The 25,301-nt window shown below is 66.9% G+C and carries 19 protein-coding genes and 1 pseudogene; 7 read left to right on the forward strand and 13 right to left on the reverse strand.

The genetic code is table 11. From position 1 onward, the window contains the following. Positions 1 to 7: 7 nt before the first annotated feature. Positions 8 to 1,492 carry a MocR-like transcription factor YczR gene (yczR, locus tag AC5RUU_RS07165; protein ID WP_493974516.1) on the reverse strand — a complete coding sequence of 495 codons (1,485 nt, stop codon included), beginning with the start codon at positions 1,490 to 1,492 and terminating at the stop codon, positions 8 to 10. A gap of 60 nt (positions 1,493 to 1,552) precedes the next feature. Between yczR and yczE the strand changes: the two genes are divergently transcribed. Further along, positions 1,553 to 2,173, forward strand: a complete 621-nt coding sequence (gene yczE, locus AC5RUU_RS07170; RefSeq protein ID WP_493974517.1) for a membrane protein YczE — start codon at positions 1,553 to 1,555, stop codon at positions 2,171 to 2,173. 12 nt (positions 2,174 to 2,185) lie between these two features. Here yczE and AC5RUU_RS07175 read toward each other — a convergent pair whose 3' ends face one another. The 3 genes from AC5RUU_RS07175 to AC5RUU_RS07185 all read right to left on the reverse strand — a co-directional run bounded on the left by AC5RUU_RS07175 (position 2,186) and on the right by AC5RUU_RS07185 (position 9,730). Beyond that, positions 2,186 to 3,025, reverse strand: coding sequence for an Fpg/Nei family DNA glycosylase (locus AC5RUU_RS07175; RefSeq protein WP_493974518.1), 840 nt, complete (start codon positions 3,023 to 3,025; stop codon positions 2,186 to 2,188). Then, positions 3,018 to 8,075, reverse strand: a complete 5,058-nt coding sequence (locus AC5RUU_RS07180; protein ID WP_493974624.1) for an ATP-dependent helicase — start codon at positions 8,073 to 8,075, stop codon at positions 3,018 to 3,020. Before AC5RUU_RS07180 ends, AC5RUU_RS07175 begins: the two co-directional genes overlap by 8 nt. A 110-nt stretch (positions 8,076 to 8,185) precedes the next feature. After that, positions 8,186 to 9,730, reverse strand: coding sequence for an FAD-dependent oxidoreductase (locus AC5RUU_RS07185; RefSeq protein ID WP_493974519.1), 1,545 nt, complete (start codon positions 9,728 to 9,730; stop codon positions 8,186 to 8,188). A 188-nt stretch (positions 9,731 to 9,918) separates the two neighbouring features. Between AC5RUU_RS07185 and AC5RUU_RS07190 the strand changes: the two genes are divergently transcribed. Continuing rightward, the gene (locus AC5RUU_RS07190; RefSeq protein WP_493974625.1) at positions 9,919 to 10,380 is read left to right on the forward strand and encodes a DUF4383 domain-containing protein; all 462 of its coding nucleotides are present in this window, start codon (positions 9,919 to 9,921) and stop codon (positions 10,378 to 10,380) included. Between the two features lie 133 nt (positions 10,381 to 10,513). On the opposite strand, the gene AC5RUU_RS07195 is transcribed toward AC5RUU_RS07190, so the two are convergent. The 5 genes from AC5RUU_RS07195 to AC5RUU_RS07215 form a co-directional block, all read right to left on the reverse strand. Then, complete coding sequence (locus tag AC5RUU_RS07195; protein ID WP_493974520.1) at positions 10,514 to 11,149, reverse strand: DUF4232 domain-containing protein; 636 nt, start codon at positions 11,147 to 11,149, stop codon at positions 10,514 to 10,516. Positions 11,150 to 11,251: 102 nt separating this feature from the next. Beyond that, positions 11,252 to 12,025: a YcnI family copper-binding membrane protein gene (locus tag AC5RUU_RS07200; RefSeq protein WP_493974521.1), complete on the reverse strand. Its 774-nt coding sequence runs from the start codon at positions 12,023 to 12,025 to the stop codon at positions 11,252 to 11,254. A gap of 78 nt (positions 12,026 to 12,103) precedes the next feature. Continuing rightward, positions 12,104 to 12,736, reverse strand: coding sequence for a hypothetical protein (locus AC5RUU_RS07205; protein WP_493974522.1), 633 nt, complete (start codon positions 12,734 to 12,736; stop codon positions 12,104 to 12,106). A gap of 125 nt (positions 12,737 to 12,861) precedes the next feature. After that, positions 12,862 to 13,935, reverse strand: coding sequence for an NAD(P)H-dependent flavin oxidoreductase (locus tag AC5RUU_RS07210; protein ID WP_493974523.1), 1,074 nt, complete (start codon positions 13,933 to 13,935; stop codon positions 12,862 to 12,864). 75 nt (positions 13,936 to 14,010) lie between these two features. Beyond that, positions 14,011 to 14,232: a hypothetical protein gene (locus AC5RUU_RS07215; RefSeq protein WP_493974626.1), complete on the reverse strand. Its 222-nt coding sequence runs from the start codon at positions 14,230 to 14,232 to the stop codon at positions 14,011 to 14,013. Between the two features lie 203 nt (positions 14,233 to 14,435). Between AC5RUU_RS07215 and AC5RUU_RS07220 the strand changes: the two genes are divergently transcribed. Then, complete coding sequence (locus AC5RUU_RS07220) at positions 14,436 to 14,780, forward strand: hypothetical protein (protein WP_493974524.1); 345 nt, start codon at positions 14,436 to 14,438, stop codon at positions 14,778 to 14,780. Between the two features lie 153 nt (positions 14,781 to 14,933). After that, positions 14,934 to 15,263 carry a GYD domain-containing protein gene (locus AC5RUU_RS07225; protein ID WP_493974525.1) on the forward strand — a complete coding sequence of 110 codons (330 nt, stop codon included), beginning with the start codon at positions 14,934 to 14,936 and terminating at the stop codon, positions 15,261 to 15,263. Between the two features lie 90 nt (positions 15,264 to 15,353). On the opposite strand, the gene AC5RUU_RS07230 is transcribed toward AC5RUU_RS07225, so the two are convergent. From AC5RUU_RS07230 to AC5RUU_RS07245, 4 genes are all read right to left on the reverse strand, one after another. Continuing rightward, complete coding sequence (locus tag AC5RUU_RS07230; protein WP_493974526.1) at positions 15,354 to 17,111, reverse strand: thiamine pyrophosphate-dependent enzyme; 1,758 nt, start codon at positions 17,109 to 17,111, stop codon at positions 15,354 to 15,356. Positions 17,112 to 17,160: 49 nt separating this feature from the next. Next, positions 17,161 to 18,675 (reverse strand): amino acid permease, encoded by a 1,515-nt coding sequence (locus AC5RUU_RS07235; RefSeq protein WP_493974527.1) that lies wholly within the window; start codon positions 18,673 to 18,675, stop codon positions 17,161 to 17,163. A 71-nt stretch (positions 18,676 to 18,746) separates the two neighbouring features. Beyond that, entirely contained in the window at positions 18,747 to 19,694 is a 948-nt protein-coding gene (locus AC5RUU_RS07240; RefSeq protein WP_493974528.1) for a glutaminase, read from the reverse strand. Next, on the reverse strand, positions 19,691 to 21,289 hold the full coding sequence (locus tag AC5RUU_RS07245; RefSeq protein ID WP_493974529.1) for a PucR family transcriptional regulator: 1,599 nt from the start codon (positions 21,287 to 21,289) through the stop codon (positions 19,691 to 19,693). Before AC5RUU_RS07245 ends, AC5RUU_RS07240 begins: the two co-directional genes overlap by 4 nt. Positions 21,290 to 21,572: 283 nt before the next feature. On the opposite strand from AC5RUU_RS07245, the pseudogene AC5RUU_RS07250 reads away from it, so the two are divergent. From AC5RUU_RS07250 to AC5RUU_RS07260, 3 genes and pseudogenes are all read left to right on the forward strand, one after another. Continuing rightward, positions 21,573 to 21,722, forward strand: a pseudogene (locus AC5RUU_RS07250) (LamB/YcsF family protein); the annotation flags it as partial. A 31-nt stretch (positions 21,723 to 21,753) separates the two neighbouring features. Beyond that, a complete protein-coding gene (locus AC5RUU_RS07255; RefSeq protein ID WP_493974530.1) occupies positions 21,754 to 23,508 on the forward strand; it encodes a 5-oxoprolinase subunit B/C family protein in 1,755 nt (584 codons plus the stop codon). Positions 23,509 to 23,511: 3 nt separating this feature from the next. Beyond that, entirely contained in the window at positions 23,512 to 25,293 is a 1,782-nt protein-coding gene (locus AC5RUU_RS07260; protein ID WP_493974531.1) for an acetyl/propionyl/methylcrotonyl-CoA carboxylase subunit alpha, read from the forward strand. The last annotated feature ends 8 nt before the right edge of the window (positions 25,294 to 25,301 follow it).

The following is a 25,301-nucleotide window of genomic DNA, read 5'->3' on the forward strand; positions in this document are numbered from 1 at the left end:
CCTCGCCCTAGGCGATCGCCGCTTCCGGTGCGGTGGTCAGGGTCCGGCGGAGCTGGGGGGCTGCGTTGAGCCGGTCCTGGGCGGCGCGCAGTGCCAGCACCGCGGCCTCCAGCTGTTCGGGCGGCAGGGTGAAGGGCAGGCGGAGGTTCCGTTCGAAAGCACCGCCGATCCCGAACCGCGGTCCTGCGGCCAGCCTGATGCCGAATTCCGGCGCCAAAACTGTCAGTGCGGTACTGGAAGGTGCGGGCAGGCGGCACCAGACCGACAGGCCGCCGGCGGGCACCGGGGTTTCCCACTCCGGCAGATGCCCGCCCAGCAGTTCGAGCAGCGCCGCCCGGTTGGTGCGAAGTGACGCCAGCCGCGCCGGCAGCGGTTCGTCCAGCGACCGGACCAGATGCGCGGCCGCAAGCTGTTCCATGACGGGACCGCCCAAATCTACGGTGGTGCGTGCCGCGGCGAACCGCCGGATCATCGCTTCGGAGGCCCGGATCCAGCCGGTCCGAAGGCCGCCCCAGTGGGACTTGCTGAGCGAGCCGATGGTGACCACATCGGGGCTGAAGGCTGCAAGCGGCGTGGTGGCCACGCCGTCGAGGTTCAATTCGCGGAGCGTCTCATCTGCCACCATGATCGTGCCGGCCGCAGTTGCGGCGCGGACCAGCCTCCGGCGCTGGGAGTCCGGCATTACCATGCCGGTGGGGTTGTGGAAGTCCGGCACCATGTACGCAATCTTGGGGCGCTGCTGGGCGAGGGCGGTTTCCAGCGCGGGCAGGTCCCAGCCGCCTGCCGCGAAGGCGACAGGAATGGGGCGGCACTTGGCGGCCCGGATGGCGTCCAGGGCATTGGGATAGCTCGGGTGTTCCACCAGGACCCGGTCCTGCCGGTCGGCCAGGGTGCGGATCACAATGGTCAGTGCGTGCTGGGCGCCCGACGTCACCATGACCTGCCCGGCGTGCGTGGGCACCCCTGCTGCCGTGTATCGGTCGGCGACCGCCTGGCGGAGGGGAAGCAGACCGATTGCGTCGTAACCGAAGCCCGGCAGCAGCGCTGGAAGTTCGGTGAGCGCCGCGGCGAAGGCCCGGTGTACGAGCTCTCCGCTGGCCGGCAGTGCCGCGTACGCCAGGTCAAGCAGCCCTTCCGGCGCTGCCAGGCCGGGTGCTGCCATGGCCTGGGCCCCTTTTCGTTTGGCGGGGCCCAAAAGCGCCGGTCCGTAAGGGTGCAGGTCCGGGATCCGGGTCCTGCCCCTGCTGCCCTGCCCGCTGCTGAGGAAGCCCTGTTCACGAAGGCTTGTGTAGGCGGCCGTGACCGTGGTCCTGCTGAGGCCCAGCGCTGCGGACAAGGCGCGCTCGCTGGGCAGTGCCGTGTCCAGCGGCACCCGGCCGTCCAGGATGAGGAGCCGGACCACGTCCGCCAGTTCACGGTATGCCGGGGCGGTCCCGTTGTTCCAGAAGCCCAGGAGGCGTGACAGTGCTGCGGCATTCAGGGAAGGCGCCATGTAGCCAGTGTCTCAAACTGGCTATGTAATCGAAAGCCAGTTGCGTGGGAGGCTGAAACCATGTTGTCCCGCAGACTGTTCCAGCTCTTCACCGGCCTCGCCATGTATGGCATCTCCCTGGCCATGTTCATCCGGGCCGGGCTCGGCCTGGACCCCTGGGATGTTTTCCATCAGGGCGTGGCGAACCGGGCGGGGATGAGCATCGGTTTGGTGGTGATAATTGTGAGCTTCCTGGTGCTCCTGCTGTGGATCCCATTGCGGCAGAGGCCCGGCTTCGGAACGCTCTGCAACGCCGTCCTGGTTGGTGTCTTCGCAGATGTCGGACTGGCCCTGATCCCCGCCGTCTCACACCTCGCTGGCCAGATTGGGCTGCTCGCCGGCGCCGTCCTGCTCAACGGCATTGCGTCTGCCTGCTACATCGGCGCCCGCTTTGGCCCGGGTGCCCGGGACGGGCTGATGACCGGCCTCGCAAGGCGCACCGGGTGGTCCGTCCGCCTGTCCCGCACGCTGATCGAGGTGACCGTCCTGGCCATCGGATGGCTTCTCGGCGGCTCGGTGGGCGTGGGAACCGTTGTCTACGCGCTGGCCATCGGACCCCTGGTGCAGCTGCTGCTGCCGCGGTTCATGGTCCCTGCCGCACTCCCCAGGACCGCGGACGAGGCTCCTGCCACCGTTCCCTGAAACCCTTTGCCATCATGCGGGCGCTGACGGTTCCGGCTGGCATTGGGGGCAGAAGTAGATGTCTCGTTCCTCGTCGCCGTTCGGTTTCCCCAGCAGCCCGCGACGGACAGGGGTTCCGCACTTCAGGCACGGCTGGTGCTCGCGCCGGTATACCCAGTAGCCGGGCCGCCCCGCCATCCGTCCCACGGGCATTCCGCGGGCGTTGAGGATGGTGACGCGGCGGCCTGACCCCAGGTTCACCTCCAGCAGCTGCTTGGCGTCCGTCATCATGGTCCGCACGTCAGCCACATCCGACACGGGAGTAGCGGGATGTACCCCGGAGAGGAAGCACGCCTCGCAGCGGTAGATGTTGCCGATGCCGGCGAGGTTCCGCTGGTCCAGGAGTGCCACGCCCACCGGAACCTCCGGTGCCGAGCGGACCCGGCGCTCGGCTTCGTCGAGGTCCCAGTCGGGGCCCAGGACATCCGGACCGAGGAATCCCACAATGGAGTCCTCGTCCGCCGTGGCCACCACTTCCACGATGCCCAGTGAAAACCCGACGGCGTCCGCGGCCGCTGTGCGCAAAACACACCTGGCCGTGTACCCGGGTTTCCGCCACCTGCCGCCGGGCGGATAGATCTGCCAGGTGCCTTCCATCTTTAGGTGCGAATGGATGGTGAGTCTCTTTTGGTCCGGTCCCACCACGCGCATCAGGAGGTGCTTGCCGCGGGGCACCACCTCCGCCACCGTCCAGCCGGCAAGGTTCAGGGTGGCGAACCGCGGGACCCGGAAGTCGGAGGCCAGCAGGGTCTGCCCCGCCAGGGCTTTGTGCAACTGGTTTGCCGCCCGCCAGACGGAGTCGCCCTCAGGCACGGATCCTCAGCCCCTTCGGGGTGGAGTACGCGCCTGCGGAACCGAGGGCGGACGCCACCGGGGTGTCCAGGATGCCGTGCCCGTTTACCTTCTCCATGACCAGCTTGTCCACCGCGCCGCGCGTCACGACGCCCACAAGGGCCGCGCCCGCTGCACCCAGGATGGCTTCGTCGTCGCTGAAGGCCAGCAATGTCTTGCCGCCCCGTTCCACGTAGAGGACCAGCGCCCCATCCACCAGGACCACAAGCGCGCCCGCCTTCCGTCCGGGACGGTGACCGGTTCCTGCGTCGTCCTGCACGGCGGGCCACGGCAGGGCGGCGCCGTAGGGGTTGGCGGGGTCGGTGGCGGCCAGTGCCAGGGCGACGGGCTCCGGTTTGGCGAGCTGGGTGTCCTCCGCGTATGAGCGCAGCCGGTCAACGGTGGCGGGCACGGCAAACTGGGCTGCTCCCAGATGCTCGATGAAGTAGCCCCGCCGGCAGCGCCCGGCTTCCTCCAGCCTGGCCAGCACCTTGTACATCAGGCCGAAGCCGCCCAGAATCTGCTCGGCCATGACGGAGCCCCTGGTGACAACGCCGTAGCGGTCGAGCAGGAGTTCGGCAGTGGCGCGGGCATGGATGGTGGGATCCAGTTCCGGTTCCGGCAGCGCAGACCACCTGCCTGCTGCCAAGGGTGGAGTTGCCGCAGCGCCGGAGCTTCCGTAGCGCCCGCCGGCCAAACCAGCCGATCCCATCAGCCCGGTGCCGTGGGAACGGCCCAGCCTGCTGGGCCGTGGCGCCCTTGCCCGCGGTGCCCGTGCCACCTGGCGGTGCGCGGTATGGCCGCCCGCAATCAGGGCACGGACGGGGGCGAAGGTGTCCCCGGTGATCCGGCCGGCCCACGCCAGCTCCCACAGGGCCGTCACCACCTCCTGGTCGCTGAGCACCGAATCCATGCCACCGGCAATCTCCGTCAGCTGGCGGAAGAAGTAGCCGCCGCCGTTCGTCCGTAGATGGTCCAGCAGGCGTTGGCCGGCGCCGCCCGGCTCGTACTCCGGATTGGGGTTCAGGGTGAGCTCGGCCGAGTCGGCCAAATGCAGGCTGATCCAGCCATCATTTCCCGGCAGGGCTCCGGCCCCGGACCACAGGACTTCTCCGGCGGCCATGAGCTCATCCAGCATGGCGGGCTGGTAGTTGGACACCCGGCTGGCAAGGATGAGTGGCTCCCACGCGGAGGCGGGAACGGGCACCCCGGAAAGTTGGTCAATGGCGGTAATGATGCCGTCCAGGCCGCGAAGCGACGGTTGGCCGCGTCCGCCGCCCGGAACCCGGACGTGCTGCCAGGCTGGCAGGAACCGGCCGTAGGCAGCGGCATCCACCGGCTCCACCTCGGCGCGCAGCGCCGCCAGGGAACGACGGCGAAGTTTCCGCAGCACCTCCGCATCGCACCATTCGCTGATCACGACGTGCGGGAGTTCCGGCCTTGCCGGCTGGGCGGGAGCCTCTGCCGCCGGCCCTTCCAGCCCTTGGCCTTCCCGTACCTGGCCCTCCAGCACCTGGCCCTCACCGTAGCCAGCTTCCGCGGGGTAGTCCGCTCCGCCGTCGTCCTCTGCCAGGCCTGCCGGGACGTGCCCCGGTGGTGCCGTGTGCGGCCGGAATTCGCCCTCCACCACGCGTCCGTCCGCGGCGAGCCGCTTGAGGGCTGTGCCCACCACGGCCACGCCGAGTCCCAGCCGGGCTGCAGCTTCCCCGGCGGTGAACGGGCCATGGGTGCGGGCGTAGCGCGAGACGAGATCGCTCAGCGGGTCCGCCACCGGCTCAATGAAGGCCAGCGGCACGCCCATGGGCAGCGGCACGCCAAGGGCATCCCGCAGCCGGGCGGCGTCCTCGACGGCGGCGAAGCGCTCTACTCCGCCGATGTTCACCTTGATGGCCCGGTTGGCGCGCTGCAGCGCGACCAGGTGGGTTGTTGCCTCCGCCACTGCGTCCCCGGACGGGGACCCCGCCGTTGTGGCCCCGGCCGCCCCGGCAACTTCCAGCCGCACGGCGACCTCCGCGGGATCCAGTGGCCCCAGGAGCCGCAGCAGGTCTGCGACGCCCTCGAGCCCCCGTGCCCGCCGGTCCGGGGCAAGTCGCTGGAGCTCCCGTTCCGTGGCCTCGATGACCTTCGCGTCCAGCAGCTCCCGCAGTTCAACCCGGCCCAGGAGCTCGTTGAGGAGCGTCGAATCCAGGGCAAGGGCAGCTGCCCGGCGTTCGGCCAGGGGTGAATCACCCTCGTACAGGAACTGGGCCACGTAGCCGAACAGCAGGGATTTGGCGAACGGCGAAGGCTGGGACGTGGTGGTCTGCACGATCCGCAGCTCCCGCCGCTCCACGGATGCTGCGATGTCCTTCAGCGCCGGGAGGTCGTAGACATCCTGCAGGCACTCGCGCACCGTTTCCAGCACGATGGGGAAAGTGGGGTATTTCCGGGCGACGTCCAGCAGCTGGGCGGAACGCTGCCGTTGCTGCCACAGCGGCTGCCGTTTTCCGGGAGTCTGGCGGGGGAGCAGGAGGGCGCGGGCCGCGCACTCGCGGAAGCGGGACGCGAACAGTGCACTCCCGCCCACCTCGGCGGTGACAATCTGCTCAAGTTCCTCGGGATCAAAGAGGAACAGCTCCGCGCCCGGTGGCTCGTCCTCCATCATGGGCACGCGCAGGACAATGCCGTCGTCGGCTGCCATGGCCGATCCATCCAGCCCGTACCGCTGGTGGAGCCGCTGCCCGACGGCGAGGGCCCACGGAGCGTGTACCGGCATGCCGAACGGGCTGTGCAGGATGACGCGCCAGTCGCCCAGCTCGTCGTGGAACCGCTCCACCACCAGTGTGGTGTCGCTGGGTACAACCTCGGTGGCCTGCTTCTGCTCCGTCAGGTACTGGATCAGGTTGTTGGCGGCGAAATCGTCCAGGCCGCTTGCTCTGCAGCGCTCGGTGGCGGGACCGGCGTCGGCGGCCGAGAGTTCGCGGACGAACGCGCCCAGCGCCCGGCCCAGGTCCACCGGCCGCCCCAGTGAGTCGCCTTTCCAGAACGGCAGCTTGCCGGGCTGGCCGAAGGCAGGGGATACCAGCACGCGGTCGTGGGTGATGTCCTCGATCTTCCAACTGGTGGCACCCAGCGCGAAGACGTCCCCCACGCGGGACTCGTACACCATTTCCTCGTCCAGCTCGCCCACGCGCCGGCCCCCCTTGGGCGCAGGGGTGGGTTTGCCGTCCCCGGCAGGGGACGCGGAGCCTTCCAGTTCGGTTCCGATGATGTACACGCCGAACAGGCCACGGTCAGGGATGGTGCCGCCGGAGGTTACCGCCAGGCGCTGCGCACCGGGCCGGCCCTCGATGGTCCCCGCGTTGCGGTCCCAGACGATCCTGGGCCGGAGCTCGGCGAATTCGTCGGACGGGTAGCGGCCGGCCAGCAGGTCAAGGGTGGCCTCGAACGCCGAACGGGGGAGCGAAGCGAACGGGGCTGAGCGGCGGACAGTGGCGAACCATTCCTCCACGTCGATGCTCCCCAGGGCGGTGGCGGCCACCGTTTGCTGGGCAAGGATGTCCAGCGGGTTGCCCGGGATGCTGAGGCGTTCAATTTTGCCGTTCAGCATTCGTTCCACCGTTATGGCGGTGTGGACGAGGTCCGCGCGGTGCTTCGGGAACAGGACGCCCTGGGAGACTTCGCCCACCTGGTGGCCGGCCCGCCCCACGCGCTGCAGCCCGCTGGCCACCGACGGGGGCGATTCCACCTGTACCACCAGGTCCACGGCACCCATGTCGATGCCGAGTTCCAGCGAGGAGGTGGCCACCACGCAGCGCAGCCGTCCCGATTTCAGGTCGTCCTCGATCAGTGCCCGCTGGTCCTTGGAAACCGAGCCGTGGTGCGCCCGCGCCAGCACCGGATCCGCGCCCGCCGAGCTGCCTGCCTGCGCCATCATGTGCGCGGGCGTCGCCGTGGAAGCAGGAACGCCCGACGGCGGGATGCCGGGCCCTGAAGTTCCGGCAGCTTCCAGCCCTCCGGCGCCAGGATCATCCCAGCCGCCGCCGGCCGCCACCAGCTGCCGTTCGGCGTAGATCTCATTGAGCCGGGCTGTCAGCCGTTCGGACAGCCGGCGGGAGTTGGCGAACACAATCGTTGACTGGTTGGCCAGCACCAGGTCAACGATTTTCTCCTCAACGTGCGGCCAGATGGAGGCCTGCGGCTGGAGCCCGGAGGCAGGGCCTGAATCAAAGGCACCGGCGGCGCCCTGGAGATCGGACATGTCCTCCACCGGCACGGACACCGTGAGGTCCCAGTTTTTCTTGGCGGGCGGGGCAACGATTTCCACCGGCGCCGAACCCGCCAGGAACTGTGCCACAAGTTCCCGGGGCTCAACGGTGGCGGAGAGCCCGATCCGCTGGGCCGGTTTGGGCAGCAGGGCATCAAGCCGTTCAAGGGAAACGGCCAGGTGCGCGCCGCGCTTGGTACCGGCCACCGCGTGCACCTCGTCGATGATGATCGTGTCCACCCCGGTGAGGGTTTCGCGTGCCCTGGAAGTGAGCATCAGGAACAGGGATTCGGGGGTGGTGATCAGGATGTCCGGCGGGTTGCTCAGCAACGCCCGCCGGTCCGTGGCCGTGGTGTCCCCCGACCTGACACCCACGGTGATCATGGGCGCCGGAAGGTCCAGCCGCTTGGCGGTCTGGGTGATGCCGATCAGAGGGGAGCGCAGGTTCCGTTCGACGTCGACGCCGAGGGCTTTCAGCGGTGAGATGTAGAGGACGCGGGACTTGCGCTTCGGTGCCCGGGGCCTCCGGCCTTTCGCCGGTCGCCTGGACGCTGCCGACACCGCATCCTCCATCGCCGGCAGCTCCGGTTCCGGCGCGGGGACGGAACTGAGCAACCGGTCCAGGGCCCACAGAAACGCGGCAAGGGTTTTACCGGAGCCCGTGGGAGCGACCACCAGGGCATGCGAACCGGAGGAAATGGCGTTCCAGGCTCCGGCCTGGGCAGGGGTGGGTTCGGAGAAAGCGCCCAGGAACCACTCACGCGTTGGCCTGCTGAACTGGGCCATGGGCGTGGCGTCCACCGAACGCCCCCCGCCCCTGGCTGACTTTTCCTGGTTCATGCCTCCATGATGCCCCAGGCCACCGACAGGACTGCCGGCACCCCCGGAACCTTTGCTCAAGCCGTTCCGTCCTGCGCCAGGTCCTTGGTGGCCGGGCCTTCCAGGAGTGTTCCATCGCTTGTGAAGCGGGAGCCGTGCAGGGGGCAGTCCCACGTCATTTCGTTGTCGTTCCAGTGCACGATGCCGCCGAGGTGGGTGCAAACGGCGGAAAGCTTGCAGGTGGTCCCGTCCACCGTGGAGACGGCCACCGGACGGGTGCCTTCGCGGTACACCTTGCCCTCGCCTTCGGCGGGAACGACAGGCGGGGCCGCCGGCACTTCCTTGCCCCTTTTGAGGGCCCGGGCACCCTCGGTTTTCAAGCCTTCCGCTGCCAGCTGCCCCCATCCGGAAGCGAGCTTTGCCGCCACACCGGCATTGAGTGCGACGGCGGAGAACGCCCCGGACGGCGACGTGACACGATGGTGGATGGTGTCCGCCCAGGGCAGGTTGCCGCCGAGGATATCGGCGGAAATACCCAGGGCTGCGGCGACGGCGTTGGTCATGCCCCACTTGTTGTAGCCGGTGCCGAAGTAGACATGGCCCTTGCCGCGGGGCAGCTTGCCGAAGAACGGCATCAGGTTGGTGGCCATGTAGTCCTGCGCCGACCAGGCGTGCGTGGTTCGTGCGTCCGGATAATGCTGCCGCGTCCAGTCGAGCAGCCCTTGCAGATGAGCCTTCTCGGACTCCGCCCGGCCCACGTGGTGCCCGTGCCCGCCCACCAGCAGGAGCCTGCGTCCATCATGCTCCACATCGCGCAGCGAGTGCGTGGGCTGCTCCACCGAAATGTACATCCCGGCCGGCGGCTCCTGCCCCTCCTGCAGCTCAAGGGCTGCCGCGTAGGACCGGCTGGGCTTCAGCTTGGCGAAATACAGGCCGCGGTCCAGGACCGGGATGCCCGTTGCGAGCACCACCCGGTCCGCGCGCACACTGCCCCGGCTGGTCCGCACCACAGACGGAAGGTCCCCGGCGACGTCCCGCAGCCGCACGCCGCCCACAACCGTGCCGCCGCGGCCGCGGATGTCCGCCACGAGTGTGTCCACCACCTCCATGGGATGGATCTGCGCCTGGTCGGGGAGGCGGACGGCGCCGTGCACGGCGAACGGCAGGCCGGCGTCGCGCACGTATTCCATGGCCAGCCCCGCGGTGGTTCCGGCGCTCACCTCCTCGCGGAGCTTCTCCGTCCCCTGGGCAGTCGCCGCGTACGTGTAGGCATCCCGGCGCTGGTACGGGACCTTGTGGTCGTCCAGGTAGCGCAGCAGCCAGGCCTGGCCTTCACGGTTACCATCCACATAGGCCTGCACCTGCTTTTGCGAATACTGGCGGGCGAGCTGGGACAGGAACGTGCCCTGCAGCAGGGTCACCTTTGCCGTGGTGTTGCCGGTGGTGACGGCCCCGGGATGCCGCGCCTCAAGAACCAGCACCTTTTGGCCGGAACGGGCCAGCAGCAGTGCGGTGACCAGGCCGGTCAGCCCTGCTCCGGCCACCACAGTGTCGTATTTGGTGTCGGGCTCGAAGGGATCGGACGTGAATGCCGCGGTGCGGTCCAACCAAATTGACGTCATGCCAACTCAACCTGCCTCCGGTCTCAAAGCCCTGGTGGGGCCAGTTTGTAATGGGTCCGTTATAGACCTGACCTATCGGTGCCGCAGTTGCTAAGTATACTTACTTTGTCGGGGTAGTCTATGGTCAGGCGCAGCCCGGCAGCCATGGAAAACGAAAACGACAAACAGCAGGAGAAATCATGACAAGCATGAGTTCCGACGGTCGTACCGTAGGCCGTACCAACATCCAAAAAGCAGCTCTCGCCGTGGGAGCGGTCTTCCTCCTGGTGGGTGTCCTGGGCTTCATTCCCGGCGTCACCAGCAACTACGAGACCATGGGCTTCGCCGGACACGAGTCCGAAGCCATGCTGCTGGGCATTTTCCAGGTATCGGTGCTGCACAACATCGTCCACCTGTTGTTCGGCGCGGCCGGCATCGCCATGGCCCGCAGTGCCGCACAGTCCCGGAACTACCTGGTGATCGGCGGTGCCATCTACCTGGTGCTGTGGCTTTACGGCCTGCTGATCGGGCTGGATACTGCAGCCAACTTCGTCCCCGTTAACATGGCGGACAACTGGCTGCACTTCGTCCTGGGTGTTGGCATGCTGGGCCTGGGCCTCGTCCTTTCCCGGGGCACCGCCCGCGCTGGCCGTACCACCACGGCGCACTAACCCGGCACTTCAGCCACAACTCCGCGGGCACAAGGCCCCGCGACGCATATCAACAAACTGCAGGCGGCCCGGCACCAAGCCGGACCGCCTGCAGTTGTCTGTGTGGATGGGGCCGAGGGGACAGGACGAAGTCCTATGCCGGCTGGAACGCCCCGATGCTGAGCAGCATGATGTTGGCGTTGCTGCACGCCTTGGTGGGCTGCGGCAGGAACAGGGAGGCAGTGTCCTCCGGCAGATAGATGCGGTAGCCCGCTGCGTCCACCATGGCGCAGTCCGAATAGTTTCCGGCCTGGGTATAGCGCAGTACGGCGGAGCCGGCCTGGCCAGGCGCCAGGAGGACGTCGGTCACGGGCGTTGATTCATCACGGGCGGCGGGGGCGCCGATGGGGCCGCCGGCATTGTCTGCCGCCAGGGATACTCCAGCGAAGCCCTTGAGCAGGCAGGGTTCGGCCCCGGTGTTGGTGAGATTGAGTTTCATGTAGACGCTGCCTGCGGCACCTCCGCCCGAGGCGTCGGTGGCCGCGGTGAGTGCTGCCGCCTTGCACAGCCCCGGCGCCCCAGGAGCGGACGTTTCCGGAGCAGTGGCCGGCGGCGTTGCAGACGACGTGGGCGGCGCCGACGTAGCGGTCGGGTTGGCTGTGCCGGTGCCCGGTGCCGTCGTCGTCGCCTGGGACTGCGGTTGGCTTGGACCGCAGGCGGTGAGCATCAATGCAGCCGCTGCGGCCGCCGTCGACATGGCTATCCCCTGGAAGATTCTCTGAGACCTCATGCCACCACCTTCGCCTCAGCGGTTGCCCGCGTCAACGATGCCGGATGCCTGGCGCCCACTTTGATGCCCGGATCGTGATGATCCGGGCATCAAAAGCCTCGGCTACCTGGTGCCCGCGCTGCCCGTGGCCTTCCGGCCTGCACCGCTGCGCAGCAGCGCCGCGCCGCCCAGGATGAACCCGCCGACGCCTGCGGCAAGCCCGGCCCAGCTGCGGGCCTCTGCTCCGCTGTCCGTCACGGCCGCGGCCTGCTCGGCCTGGCTGGTCTGCTCTGTGGAATGCCCCGCGGAATGCGAGGTGCCCGCTGATCCGGCATGGCCGGCGGAGCTTTCAGCAGCCGTCACGGTGATAAACGGCGCAGGCGCTTCGAGGGAGTGCGGGTCCTCGCCATCCTTCGCGATCTGGGACCAGTCGGTCTGGCCGGTCTCGCACGTCTGGAGGGTGGGGAAGTGAAGCGTAGTTCCGGCGGCGTCAGGAAGCTTCACGGACAGGACCAGTGCGTCGCGCAGGTCGTGGGCCAGGGGAGCCTTGGCGGTATAGACGACCTGGCTGGTCCGCTTGGTAATGGACGAGCCGTCCGCGAGCTTCCTGGGTTCGGCGAGTTGTTCCGTCACCTTTTCCACCGTCCAGTTGGGGTTGACAGTGGGCTGTGCGTCATTGAGTTCAGCGGGCAGGGTGATGGCCACCTTGGTGGTGCCGGATCCGTCGCAGCCGTGGGGAATCCCGAAGGTCAGCAGGGCGTAGGAGTTGGCGGAGGTCTTGTCCGGCGTCACGCCGACGTGCGCCGAAGCGCCGCCCGCCGCTGCGAGCATCAGTGCTGCGGCGCCACCCGTGGCTGCGGCGGTGGTCAGGGTACGGCGAAGGAGGGAGGTGTTCATGGGTTGCCTTTCTGGCGCACGCCCGGGTTAGGGGGTGCAGAAGTTCGAGTCCCGCTGCCGGCCGAATCCCGGTGCGGGTTAGGAGCAAAGCGCGACGGCGGAAGGCGGGCCGCGTCGGCTGTCCTGCCGCAGGTTCCGCCAGGGACGGCGGGGAGCGGTAGCAGGCGGGAAAACTGAAAAAACGGGAGGAACGGCGCCCGGCGCTTGCGTGCGGGGAAGCCCTGCAAGGGGACGAAGCCAGGCCGCAAGGGCCCACAGGGCGTCTTCGCCCTTGGCCAGCAGGAGCGCGCAGCCCAGTGTCGCCAAGGCGTGCGCGGCCAGCATCAGGGACACGGATCCCGTTTGGGCAGGGGGGACCTGCCCCGCCACTGTGACCAGGTCGGGAAGCACCGCAGTGCTTCCGCCATGCTGGTGGCCGGGATGGGCGGCAGGTCCTGCCGCAACGGCCGGGGCGCTGAAGCTGGTGAACAACCCGTGCAGCGCGAGCTGCCCCGCGGTCAGGAGCGCCGCCATGGCCGGGAGGGTGAGCCGCAGACGGGTGGCTGCAGTGCTGGCGAGGATGGTCAGGGCCAGTACACCCAGCATGATGCCGGGGGCCGGCAGGAGGCCGCCGCCGGCCACGTGCGCTCCCGCCGCCAGGGAGATGACTGCGGTGGCCAGGGCGGAGGACCGGAAGAGGTGGAAAGGCGTGCGTGGGCGGTGCGTCAGCACGGATCCTCCTCTCCCTCTGCGATGGGCGGCGAGGGGCCAGGTTTGGCCCCGCCGGTCCAGATTCTATCGGTGATTCGCCCCGCGGCAGGTACCGGATGTCCGCTTCTGTGGACAGCCGGACCGGCTCATTCGCAGCCGGCCAGCAGCTCGGCGAGGACATCCGCGGCGGTGTCATGCCGGATCAGGGGAGCCGCCTGGCCCGCCCAGAGGGACATCAGCCCGGTGTTCCCACGGGCGGCCGCCTCGGGCCGGAAACGCCCCGTCAGCCAGTTCTGGACCGGAAACGGCGCAATCAATCCTGCATCGGCAAGGTCCTCGGTAACGCGGTTGGGTATGCCGCGGGCCAACCTTCCACTGAGTGCGCGGGTGAGGACCGTGCTCCCGGCGGCAGGGCTGAAAAGCAGCGACCGGTAGGCGGGCGCGGCGGCCGACTCCCGGGTGGCCAGGAACGCGGTGCCCACCTGCACGGCCTCCGCGCCCAGGGCAAAGGCCGCAGCGACGCCGCGCCGGTCCGCGATTCCTCCGGCCGCTACCACGGGGATACGCACGGCATCCGCCACCTGGGGAACCAGGGCGAAGGTGCCCACAAGGGATTCTTCGGCCGGCTGCAGGAAGGACACGCGGTGTCCGCCGGACTCCATTCCGCTGGCCACGATGGCGTCCACGCCACCGGCTTCCAGTGCGACAGCCTCATCGACAGTGGTGGCGGTGCCCAGCACTTTGATGCCGCGCCGGTGCGCCTCCTCCACCACCTCCGGTGCGGGGACGCCGAACACAAAGCTGACGACGGCGGGACGGGCTTCCAGCGTGGCCGCCACCTGTTCTCCGTAGTCGGGCAGGTACCGGCCGGGCATCTGTGGCAGCGGGATCCCGAGTTCCTCGAAATATGGCTTCAGCGGGGCCGTGTAGCGGTCGAAGTCCGCCTGGTCCGGCGCCCCGGCTTCATCGCCCGTGGGCACCCACAGATTAAGGGCGAAGGGCCTGGCGGTGGCGGCACGCAGGTCCGCTGCCGTCCGCTGGATGGCGCCGCCGTCGTAGCCGTAGAGGCCGTAGGAACCCAGGCCGCCGCCGCCGCTCACCGCTGCCGTGAGCCGCACGGAGGAGACGCCGCCGAAAGGGCCAAGGACAACGGGGACGTCGATCCCTAGGATTTCCGTGATGCGGGTGCCGCGGAAGGCGGTGTGGTCCGGTGGGGTCATGGCGTTCTCCGTAGCTGGTGGCGGCGTGTGGGCTGGTTCCTTCCCAGTCTTGCAAAGGCCCCGCGGCCGCTGTAGTCAGTTCGCTGTGATTGAAGGGAAGCCGACCAGGTCGTAGCCGTCGGCGATGTGGAACAGGCGGCGGCCGCCGACGGAGGCGACCACCCACACCACGTCGCCGTCTGCAGTGCGGGCATCCACATGCCCGGCGTGGATACGGGCACCGTTCCGCCTTAGTTCCACGGTGTCGCCGATCTCGACATCGTCCCAGCGGGCAGGGCTCTTGACGCGGTTCGTCATTGAAGTCACGGGTTTTCCTTTAGTGGTCGGGCGGCTGTCCAGCCGGTTCCTGCCATCAAACAGGACGGGCCCGGTGGCTTCAATGGAGGACTGACCACGCCAGCAGCCGGCCGCTTGTGCAGCCCTCCAGCGCCCCGGTAGGCCTGGCGGGAACCGCGGCGCTAGACTGCGAGCGTATGTGTCGGCGATCTAAGGAGAAGTTTATGGACTACACCGGAAGCCAGTCAGAGCGAGCAGTCCCCGCGGGCGAGCTGGACCGCTCGCATATCGGCCAGACCGTCAGCTTTCAGCCGAACGAGTTCACCGTTGTTTTCGGCAAGATCGCTGGAATCGCAAGGACGGAGGCGCTGGTCTACCTGACCCTCGACGGTGTTGCAGGCGGCACGCACCTGAAGGAAGAGTACGACCTGCCCCTCACGCACGACGTCTACCTGCAGGTGGATGTCATCACCAACGCCGAGTCCACCCTCAAGGACCTTTTCGGGAAGGTCCAGGAAAACCTCCGCAGCGCAGGCCACAAGGGCGAGGACCGCACGGACAAGCTGTAGCCAGCTGCCCGGCATTTTCCTGGTCCCTGCCAACGGCAGGACGGCGGCCGGCTCCGGGAACAGCAGGCAAAAAACGGCCATTGCTGACCCGGGGCCGGCCTGCCATTCTGGGTGCATCCGCAGTTCAGGCACCCAGAGCGACAGGACAGGGCAATGCCTCTTTATCTCTCGAAATTCAGCTACACGCCGGAGACCTGGGCCCGGCTGATCAACAACCCGGAGGACCGGCGGAAGGCAGCGCAGGCCTACATTGAGTCGGTGGGCGGAAAGCTCCACGGATTCTGGTACGGCTTCGGCGCCCACGACGGCTACAACCTCTGGGAAGCGCCGGACAACGTGTCCATGGCCGCCGTGGCCGTGGCCATCAGCGGGGGAGGCGCGCTCAGCTCAATCGAAACCACGGTGCTCCTCACTGTTGAGGAAACGATGGAAGCGCTACAGAAGGCCGGGGACATCAAGTACCGCCCGCCGGGAACGCAGTAGTTTCCCAGCTCTCCGGAAGGCGGACGACGGCGGGAGGTTCCCGCCGTCGTCCGCCTGGCCTTTTGCAGGTGCCCGGCAGGACGACTGTCCTCAGTACGCCTTGACCCGCTGCGCCACGACGAGGTGGATCAGGGCAAAGACGTGGTCCTGGTCGATTGCCGCCAGCGCCGCGTCCAGCGCGGCGGGAACGTCCTTGTCCTCCGTAACGGTGACGCCGAAACCGCCGAACGCTTTGGCCATCAGGCCAAAGTCGGGGTTCTTCAGCTGCGTGCCCGATACCCGCTCCGGGTAGTGCCGTTCCTGATGGGTTCGAATAGTGCCGTATTCCTGGTTGTCCATCACGATCACCAGCGGTGTGGCACCGTACTGCGCGGCGGTTGCCAGTTCCTGCCCATTCATGAGGAACTCGCCGTCACCCGCGATGGTGACCACCCGGCGTCGCGGTTCGGCAAGGGACGCGGCGATGGCTGACGGGACGGAATAGCCCATGGAGCCGTTGCGGGCACTGATCATCGACGCGTAACGGCGGGTGGGAAAGTACCTGTGGGCCCAGTTGGTGTGCTCACCGGCACCGAACGTCACCATGGCATCCGCCGGCAGCCTGGGCACGAGGTGGGCCATCAACGTGTCCATCCGGGCCTGGCCTGCTGCCGGCGCAGCCGGAGGGAGCGTGGCAAACTGTTCCTGCTCGGCCCGCATCCGGCCCGTCCATTCCTTCCACTCATCCTTCACCGGCAACCGGATGTCCGCGAGGTCCCGTACAAACGACTCCGGCTTCGCCAGGATCTGCCGCGAGACGGGACCGGACCGCCCTCGCAGGGAGGGGTCGATGGTGACCAGGAAGTTCTTTTTGTTCCAGTCCTGCCGGCAGACAAAGCCGTCCGTGATGACGTCGCCCGGCACCGTGCCCACAAACACCAGCAGGTCGGTTTCCTCCAGCAGGTCATACGTGGGGCGCGGCCGGCCGTAGCCGATCGGGCCCACATAGGAGGGTGAATCGAAGGGCACGGTTCCCTGCGTTCGCCATTCCGCCGCTGCCGGGATGTGGTGGCGCTCCAGCCAGGCGGTGAGCTGGCCGGCTGCCTCCGGGGTCCAGTCGTTCCCGCCCGTGACGAACAGCGGCTTGGTGGATTCCGCCAGCGCAGCCTCCAGGGCCGCGGCGTCCGTCCTGCTCATTCCGCCGGCCGCCACCGGGATGGCGGGGTGCAGGGCCGGATCAATCTGCTGCCTGATGACGTCCTCCGGCAGGCCCACCACCACCGGGCCCGGCCGCCCGCTCATCGCAGCGAACATCGCCTCAGCTACGATTTCGGAGGCTCGTTCCGGGTGGTCCAGGACCATGACCCGCTTTGCACCAGTATCGAACCAGGCCTTGATGTCGAACTCCTGGAAGGCTTCGCGGTCCCGGTGCGCGAACGGGATGAGGCCCACAAAGAGCAGCATGGGCGTGGAGTCCTGCCAGGCGGTGTGCAGCCCCACGTGCGCGTTGGCCGCACCCGGACCCCGGGTGACCATGGCCACACCCGGGCGCTGATGCAACTTGCCGTCGGCCTCAGCCATGTAGGCAGCACCGCCCTCGTGGCGGCAGACGACGGTCTCGATAGCCGAATGGTGCAGGCCGTCCAGGACGTCCAGGAAGCTCTCGCCCGGGACCACGTAGGTGCGCTCCACGCCGTGGGCCACCAACGAATCAACGATGACGTGGCCGGCGGATTTCAGCGCAGGTCCTGGCACGTCCGGCACATGGGGTTGCAGAGCGCCGGAGCCGGCCGCACCGGAGTGGTCAGGGACGACGGCGGAACGCGGGGCGGGGAAGATGGTCACGGTGGACTGGGACTCTGGTGTCATGTTCTTTCTTTAGTTCGATGTTCTGGGAGTGGACTACGCGGGTGTAGAGCTAGGCGACAGGTGTGCGGTTTGCGACGACGGGTGCGGTGCCTGTGTAGCCGTCGCGGGTTTCGGCGATTTCGTGGATGCGTTTGCGGCAGGCGTACCAGCCGACGACCATCAGGATTGAGGCGATGGCGGTGACGAGCATGGTCAGGGGGGAGTCGATGAAGACCATGACCAGGACGCCGAGGAGGAAGAGGAGGGAGAGGTAGCCGGTGTAGGGGGCGCCGATCATGCGGAAGGAGGGGCGTTTGAGCCAGCCTTTGTCGGCCCAGCGTTTGAGTTGGATCTGGCACAGGACGATGGTGGCCCAGGTCATGATGATGCCTACGGAGGCGACGTTGAGGACGATTTCGAAGGCCTGGGCCGGGACGAGGTAGTTCAGCGGGACGCCGAGGAGGGAGACGCCGGCGGTGATGGCGATGCCGCCGTAGGGGACGCCTGCTTTGTTCATCCGGGAGGCGAATTTGGGGGCGGAGCCGTTGACGGACATGGAGCGCAGGATCCGGCCGGTGGAGTAGAGCCCGGCGTTCAGTGAGGACAGGGCTGCGGTGAGGACGACGAGGTTCATGATGACGTCCACGCCCTGGATGCCGATGGAGCCGAAGAAGGTCACGAAGGGGCTGACGCCCTTTTCGTAGGAGGTGTAGGGCAGCAGCAGGGCGAGCAGGATGACGGAGCCGACGTAGAACACGGCGATGCGGAAGACCACGGAGTTGATGGCCTTGGGCATGATTTTTTCGGGGTTTTCGGTTTCGCCGGCGGCGGTGCCGACCAGTTCGATGGAGGCGTAGGCGAACAGGACGCCTTGCATGAGGATGATCATGGGCAGCAGGCCGTTGGGGAAGATTCCGCCGTTGTCGCTGATGAGGCTGAAGCCGACCTGTTGGCCGTCCACGGGGGTGCCGAAGATGACGAAGTAGGTCCCGACGATGAGGAAGATGACCAGGGCTGCGACCTTGATCAGGGCGAACCAGAATTCCATTTCGCCGAAGACCTTGACGGAGACCAGGTTCAGGGCGAGGACGACGAGGAGGGCGATCAGTGCCCAGGCCCATTGCGGGACGGCTGCCATCCAGGGGATGTAGTTGCCGAAGAAGTTCATGTAGAGGGCGGCGGCGGTGATGTCCACGATGGTGGTGGTGGCCCAGTTGATCCAGTAGAACCAGCCGGAGACGAACGCTGCTTTTTCGCCGAAGAATTCGCGGGCGTAGGAGACGAAGGAGCCCGAGGAGGGGCGGTGCAGGACCAGTTCGCCCAGGGCGCGCAGGATCAGGAACGCGAAGAAACCGCACACCGCGTAGGCGATGACCAGGGACGGGCCGGCCGCGTTCAGGCGGCCGCCGGCGCCCAGGAACAAGCCGGTGCCGATCGCGCCGCCGATCGCGATCATCTGGATCTGCCGGGGCTTGAGGTTCTTGTGGTAGCCCTTGTCCTCAGCGTGCAGCGCCCGCTCCGAAGCATGCGCGTGGCCGCCGTCGGGTTGAACAGGTACAACCTCGTCGTTGGGGTTGATGGGCATGGTTGATCCTTTCGATACAGAGAAGATCCTGCTTGGTGGGGAAAGAAGCTGCGGGTTTTGGACCGGGGGCCCTAGAAAACAGACCAGCCGGTGCGGTCCGAAAGATCGGCGAGGGCCGCGGTTCCGGCCAGGGAGTTGCCCTTGGCATCCAGGCGCGGGCTCCAGACGCAGATGGCGCACTGGCCCGGGACGATGACCAGGATTCCGCCGCCTACGCCGCTTTTCCCCGGGAGGCCCACCCGGTAGGCGAATTCACCAGCGGCGTCGTACATCCCGCAGGTGAGCATGATGGAGCCGATCCGTTTCGCCTCGCTCGGGGACAGGACAGGTCCCCGTGCTCCCTGGCCGTCCCGGGCAAGGAAGAGACCAGCTTTTGCCAGTTCCACGCATGTCATCATGATCGAGCACTGGCGGACATAGTTCTCAACCACGCCTTCCGCCCGCTGCCGAAGGTTGCCAAAGTCCTTCAGGAAGTGGGCCAGCGCAAGGTTGCGGCTGCTGGCGGCCAGCTCGCCGGCCGCGGCGGCTTCGTCGATGAAGGGGCCTGGTTGTCCTTGCTTCCGCGCTTCGGACTGTTCGGTGAGGAACCGCAGAAGCTGCGTGGCGGCGTCGGACGTTTCTTCCATCAGATGGTCGGTGACCACCAGGGCGCCAGCGTTGATGAACGGATTCCGCGGAATGCCGTGTTCCACCTCCAGCTGCACCAGAGAGTTGAAGGACGTTCCGGACGGTTCGCGCAGGACCCTCGACCAGAGGCTGCCCGGGTTGTTCCCCTGGAGGGCCATGGCCAGCGTGAAGACCTTGGAAATGGACTGGATGGAAAAGGGGGTGTGCGCGTCGCCGGAGCTGAACACTTCTCCGCCGGTGGTGGCAATTGCTATCCCGAACCTGTCGAACGGGACCCCTGCGAGGAAGGGAATGTTGGTGGGCACTGACCCGGCTTCCTTCCGGGGGCGGTGCTTGCTGACGATGTCGTTGAGGAGGGCACCCAAGGGCGGTGCATCCAGTGTTGCGGTCATTTCCTGCCTGAAGGCTCGTGGTGGTTGGCCGCCCACTCCTGGATGTGGAGCAGTGCGACCAGGGAATCGCGCGGGTTGCCGAAGTCCAGGCGGGTTACCCGCGCGGCCTTGCTGACCCGGTAGTAGACGGTGTTTTTGTGCAGGTTCATGCGTTTGGCGCACTCGGCGACGTCGAAGGATGCGTCGAAGTACGCCCGCAGGGTCGCGGCGAGTTCCGCATCCTGCCGGAGCAGCGAGGCCAGGCTGCGGTGCCGGAAGGGGGAGGAGGTGAAGTTCCTGACCGCCTCGCGGAAGAGGATCTCCTCTTCGAAGTCATCCACGGTGGCAACGGCACCGGCTTCAGAAGTCCCAACGCACGCCAGCAGGGCTTCCGTGATGCGGGTTGCCGTGTGGATGGACAGCAGATCCGGGACCACGGGCCCGACGGCAGCGAACGGGGTGAGGCCAAGGTGCTTGCGTGCGTCCCGGACGATGGCTTCCGCCAGGGTGCGCAGCCCTGGTTCTGAAGCGCCGGACTGCAGGGCCGGGATGATCATGGCGGTATCGCCATTGAACTGCCCGACGACGGCGGAAGCCTTGTAGGCGGCGGCGTGGATGGAAGCGAGGTTGGCGAGTTCGCCGTGCTTGAGGGCGGCGTCGTCGGCTTGCGAGTCGGCCGCGGACATGCCGATCAGGATCAGGGCAGCCGGGCGGTCCGCCGGGATCTTTTCGCTGTGGGCACTGGCTGCGGCCTCAGCCGGACCGGACAGGATCCGGACAATGCGGTCCTCCCTCATGTGCACGGACTGTTGGTTGCGGTAGCGGATCAACTCCGCGGAGACCCGCGCGGCGGAACCCGTCAGGACGTAGTCAACATCGGGGCCAAAGCCTTCTCCGGTCTCCTGGAGCCAGATGTAGCCCATGATCCGGTCGCCGGCGAACAGGGTGATGGCCACCCGTTCGCGCAGCCCGTCCTGTGGTCTGGCGGGCACGCGCACAGGCAACCGGGTGCGGTGGAGCTCGCGGTAGGCGCCCAGGTCCTTGAGCAGCAGTTCGTACTTCCGTGGGCCGCGCCGGGCGAGGATGGAGGCCTTCCGCAGCTCGTCGATGTCGTTGGACACGGTGGAGTAGGCCAGGACTTTGTTGGCGGCGTCCTCAATGACCACGTGGCTGGACGTTAGCCGTGCAGTGGTCTGGGCGATGGCAAAGAGGTCCTCTTCGAGCAGGGTCAGCACTTCGCTCTGGTAGCTGCGCGGCTGGATCCTGTCCTTGGCGATGGACAGCAGGCGGTCCCAGTCAGCCCCGGGATCCACCAGGAGCAGCCCGGCCCCCGCGGTGCGCAGCAGTTCCTCAGCCTCGGCAAGGTCTTCCCGCTGGCCTTTGACTGCGACCACCGGCGGGGGATTCTTCAGGAGCCGGCGGAGGGCTGGCAGGGCCGAACGGCCGCGCACGCCGACCAGCAGGACAAAGGCCCCGTTCCCGTCCGCCGTTTCGTCGTCGGCATCCAGGATCAGGAGCCGTTCTATGGCCGCCTGCGCCGGAGACGGACGCAGGATAAGGCTGGCGAAACCCAAGGGGAGATCCGAGAGGATGTCGTCCACCGTAACAGCGGTCATGGGCTTCCTTTTACATTGATCCCACCGGGCGGCTTTGCCCGGTCACCTCATGGTATCCAGCCCGCGGAGCGCCAAATATGGAACGGATTCCAAGCCTGAAGTCCGGTTTTTGGTTCCGTGTCCATGGAACAGGCTGGTCTCGAAAGCCTTTCCGGGAACCGTGGTTTTTGTTCTTTTGCTGACGGAGGCCGGCCTGTCGTTAGCGGTCGCGCTTCCTCGCACAGGGCTCAATAAGGTGCTGCCGGTGCATGCTTGTCTCAAACAGATTGAGATGAGGTCACAGATGCAGGCGACTGATCTGAACAGCGACGCGGGTGAGTCCTTTGGACAGTGGACCCGTGGACCCGTGGCGATGATGCCGCAATCCATGGCGGGGGTCGTCATTGGAGCCCACGTCGGGTACCGCGACCTGGCCGGGTTTGGCCGCCGGTTCCCACTACCGTCCAAGTCGAATTGAGGATCTGATGTTAACAACCAACAACCCGAGCCCATCCAGTGTCCCGGGCCGAGCCCCGGTAGCCGGACCTTCGCGTACGGCCCGCTCTGTGCGGCAAGTTGGGACACGTGCGGTGCTCGCAGAGCTGTCCGGAACACAGGATGTACTCGCCCTGCAGGCTGCGCTTCTGGAAAATCCCCTACCAGGCCAACAAGACGTTGTGGCGGCGGCAAGCACCGTCCTGGTCACCGCAGAGTCGCCCTCTGCAGCCCGACGGATAGGACGGGCTATTCAAGAACTGGACCTAACAGACCCTGTGCACCGCGATGCCGGGCTGGTAGTCATTGACACCGTGTACGACGGCGAAGACCTCGCTGAAGTAGCAAAGCTGACCGGCCTCAGCGCCGAAGGTGTAGTTGCGGCCCACGCAGGCCAGACCTGGAGCGTGGCGTTCATCGGATTCGCACCGGGTTTTGGGTACATGGTCGGGGAAAACCGCGCTTTGGAAGTTCCCCGCCGAAGCTCTCCGCGCACCGCAGTTCCCGAAGGCTCGGTAGCGCTGGCAGGACACTATTCCGCGGTGTATCCCCGCAAGTCCCCTGGAGGTTGGCAGCTAATTGGGCGTACGGGAGCCAGCATGTGGGACCTCAATCGTCCAGAGCCTGCTTTGGTATACCCCGGGCAACGGGTCCAGTTCCGCGCTGTCCGCGACGTTATTCGGATGACCCGGGAACCTGTCCCGACAGATATCCAGGTAAACGAAGTTGGGAGAAAGCCAACAGGCTCGGGACTTCGGATCCTCTCCCCGGGCGTTTGCAGCCTGATTCAGGACCTGGGCCGGCCAGGCCTTTCTGCCCTGGGTGTCTCCGCCTCCGGGGCGCTTGACCGATCATCATTGCGCCGAGCAAACCGCCTGGTGGGAAACGACTCGGCAGCCGCTGCCATCGAGACAGTAGCTGGCGGCCTCAAAGTCCAGGCAGTCGGAGATCAGGTGGTGGCCGTTACGGGGGCAAGCTCAACACTCACCATCTTCCTCCCGCCTGACCCGGCCGTTTCGGACCGGAAAGATTCCTCCACCAGCCTGCGGTCAGGCCCGCACCGCACCGCACCTGTGGCCGCGCCCTTCGCACTCCTGGATGGTGAAATCCTCAGCTTCGGGGCACCCACTTCCGGCTTCCGCAACTACCTGGCTGTCCGCGGCGGTGTCGACGTCCCGCCTGTGCTGGGCAGCCGATCCACAGACACCATGTCCGGCATCGGCCCTGGGCCCCTTTCGCCAGGGCAGGTCCTGGCATCGGGCGACGCGACAGAGTCCACTGCAGTGGGAAGTCCTGAATCCCAACCCGACTACCTCCCGGGCGGGACCGTCACTTTGGACCTGATTCCGGGTCCGCGCGCCGACTGGTTTGACCCTGCCGCTCTCGACTCCCTGTGCAGCCAGGACTGGACAGTCAAACCCGACTCCAACCGCGTAGGCATGAGACTGCAGGGAAACCCCCTCCGCCGCAGCCGCACCAGCGAACTTCCCAGCGAAGGAACGGTAGCCGGGGCAATCCAGATTCCGCCTGATGGTCTTCCTGTGCTCTTCCTGGCCGACCACCCCGTCACCGGCGGCTACCCGGTCATTGGTGTGGTGATGGAGCACCAGCTTGACCTGGCTGCGCAAATCCCCATCGGCGGCAAAATCCGCTTCCGCATCGCACCCGGCCAGACTGCCTCCGATTCCAGTACCACCGAAAATGACCGCCGGACTCCCGGCCGCCCCACCCAGAAAGGTGAGTAATTGATGCGCAAAGTCCTGATTGCCAACCGCGGTGAAATAGCCGTACGCGTAGCCCGGGCGTGCAATGACGCCCAACTGACCTCCGTTGCCGTGTATGCCGACATCGACGCTGACTCCATGCACGTCCAGGCCTCGGACGAGGCCTACAGCCTTGGGGGCAACTCCCCGGGAGACACCTACCTGAACATCGAAAAGTTGCTCACCATAGCGGCGGACTCCGGGGCAGACGCTGTCCATCCCGGGTACGGGTTCCTCTCGGAGAACGCAGACTTTGCCCAGGGTGTCTTGGACGCCGGGCTTGTATGGATCGGCCCATCCCCGGAGGCGATTCGCCAGCTGGGTAACAAGATCACCGCGCGAGACATCGCCTTACGCGCAGGCGCGCCGCTGGTCCCCGGAAGCGATGGCCCGGTCGCGTCCGCATCGGAGGCACGCTCATTCGCCGAGGAGCATGGGCTCCCGGTTGCGATCAAGGCCGCGTTCGGGGGAGGCGGCCGTGGCTTGAAAGTCGTGAGAACCATCGAAGAAATTGAAGAAGCCTTCGACTCCGCCGTCCGGGAGGCGGTAGTCGCGTTCGGCCGCGGCGAATGCTTCGTGGAACGATACCTTGACAGGCCGCGGCACGTGGAAGCGCAGGTGCTCGCTGACCAGCACGGCAACGTCATCGTCGTCGGAACCCGCGATTGTTCCCTGCAGCGCCGGCATCAGAAGCTCGTGGAGGAGGCGCCAGCGCCGTTCCTCACAGAAGAACAGATCCGCCAAATTTACGACTCCGCCAAGGCCCTCTGCCGTGAGACCGGCTACGTCGGGGCCGGAACAGTGGAATTCCTCGTAGCTGCCGACGGAACCGTGGCCTTCTTGGAGGTGAACACCCGGCTTCAGGTCGAACATCCCATCAGCGAAGAAACCACGGGAATCGACCTCGTGCAGGAGCAACTGCGCATCGCCGCGGGCGAACCCCTGCGCTTTACGGAAGATCCCACACCGCGAGGACATGCCTTTGAATTCAGGATCAACGCTGAGGACGTGGGACGGGGCTTCCTGCCCTCTCCCGGAACCATCAGAGAATTCATTAGCCCCACCGGGCCAGGGGTGCGCCTCGACACCGGCGTCCGCTCCGGGTCCGTTGTACCCCCACAATTCGACTCCCTGTTGGCGAAACTGATCGTCACTGGCGCAGACCGCCAGCAGGCGCTCCGTAGGGCCCGCCGCGCCCTGCGCGAAATCAACATCACCGGAGTTCCCACCGTCCTGCCCTTTCATCAAGCGGTCGTTACAGCGCCGGACTTCACATCGGAAACCGGAATTAACGTCCATACCCGGTGGATCGAAACCGATTTCACACACGACATCCTGGCTGATCCCGATTTCAGCACCACCGCACCTGAAGGTGACCGCCGGACGATCACCGTCGAGGTCGACGGCCGCCGGCACACTGTGGGGCTGCCGGCCACCCTGCTTAACAACTGGTTTCAGTCAGGACATCCGATCCCCGCTGGGACTCCCTCGGCGGCCACAGCCCAAGTGAGCCATCCCACAAACCGCTATTCAGCTCCAGAGAGCAACGACATGGCTGCGGAACTCCGCGCCCCAATGAGCGGAACCATAGTGAAGTGGCTGGTAGAACCTGGCACTGAGGTAGCCGAAGGAGACCCAGTAGTCGTGCTTGAAGCCATGAAGATGGAGAGCAGCGTTCCGGCCCACCGTGGAGGAACCCTCACCGAGGCTGAGGCAGCGGCCGGCGATGTCATCAGTGCGGGCTCTGTCCTTGCCCTCATCAACTAAACCGCAAA

The organism is Arthrobacter sp. K4-10C, assembly GCF_059090085.1.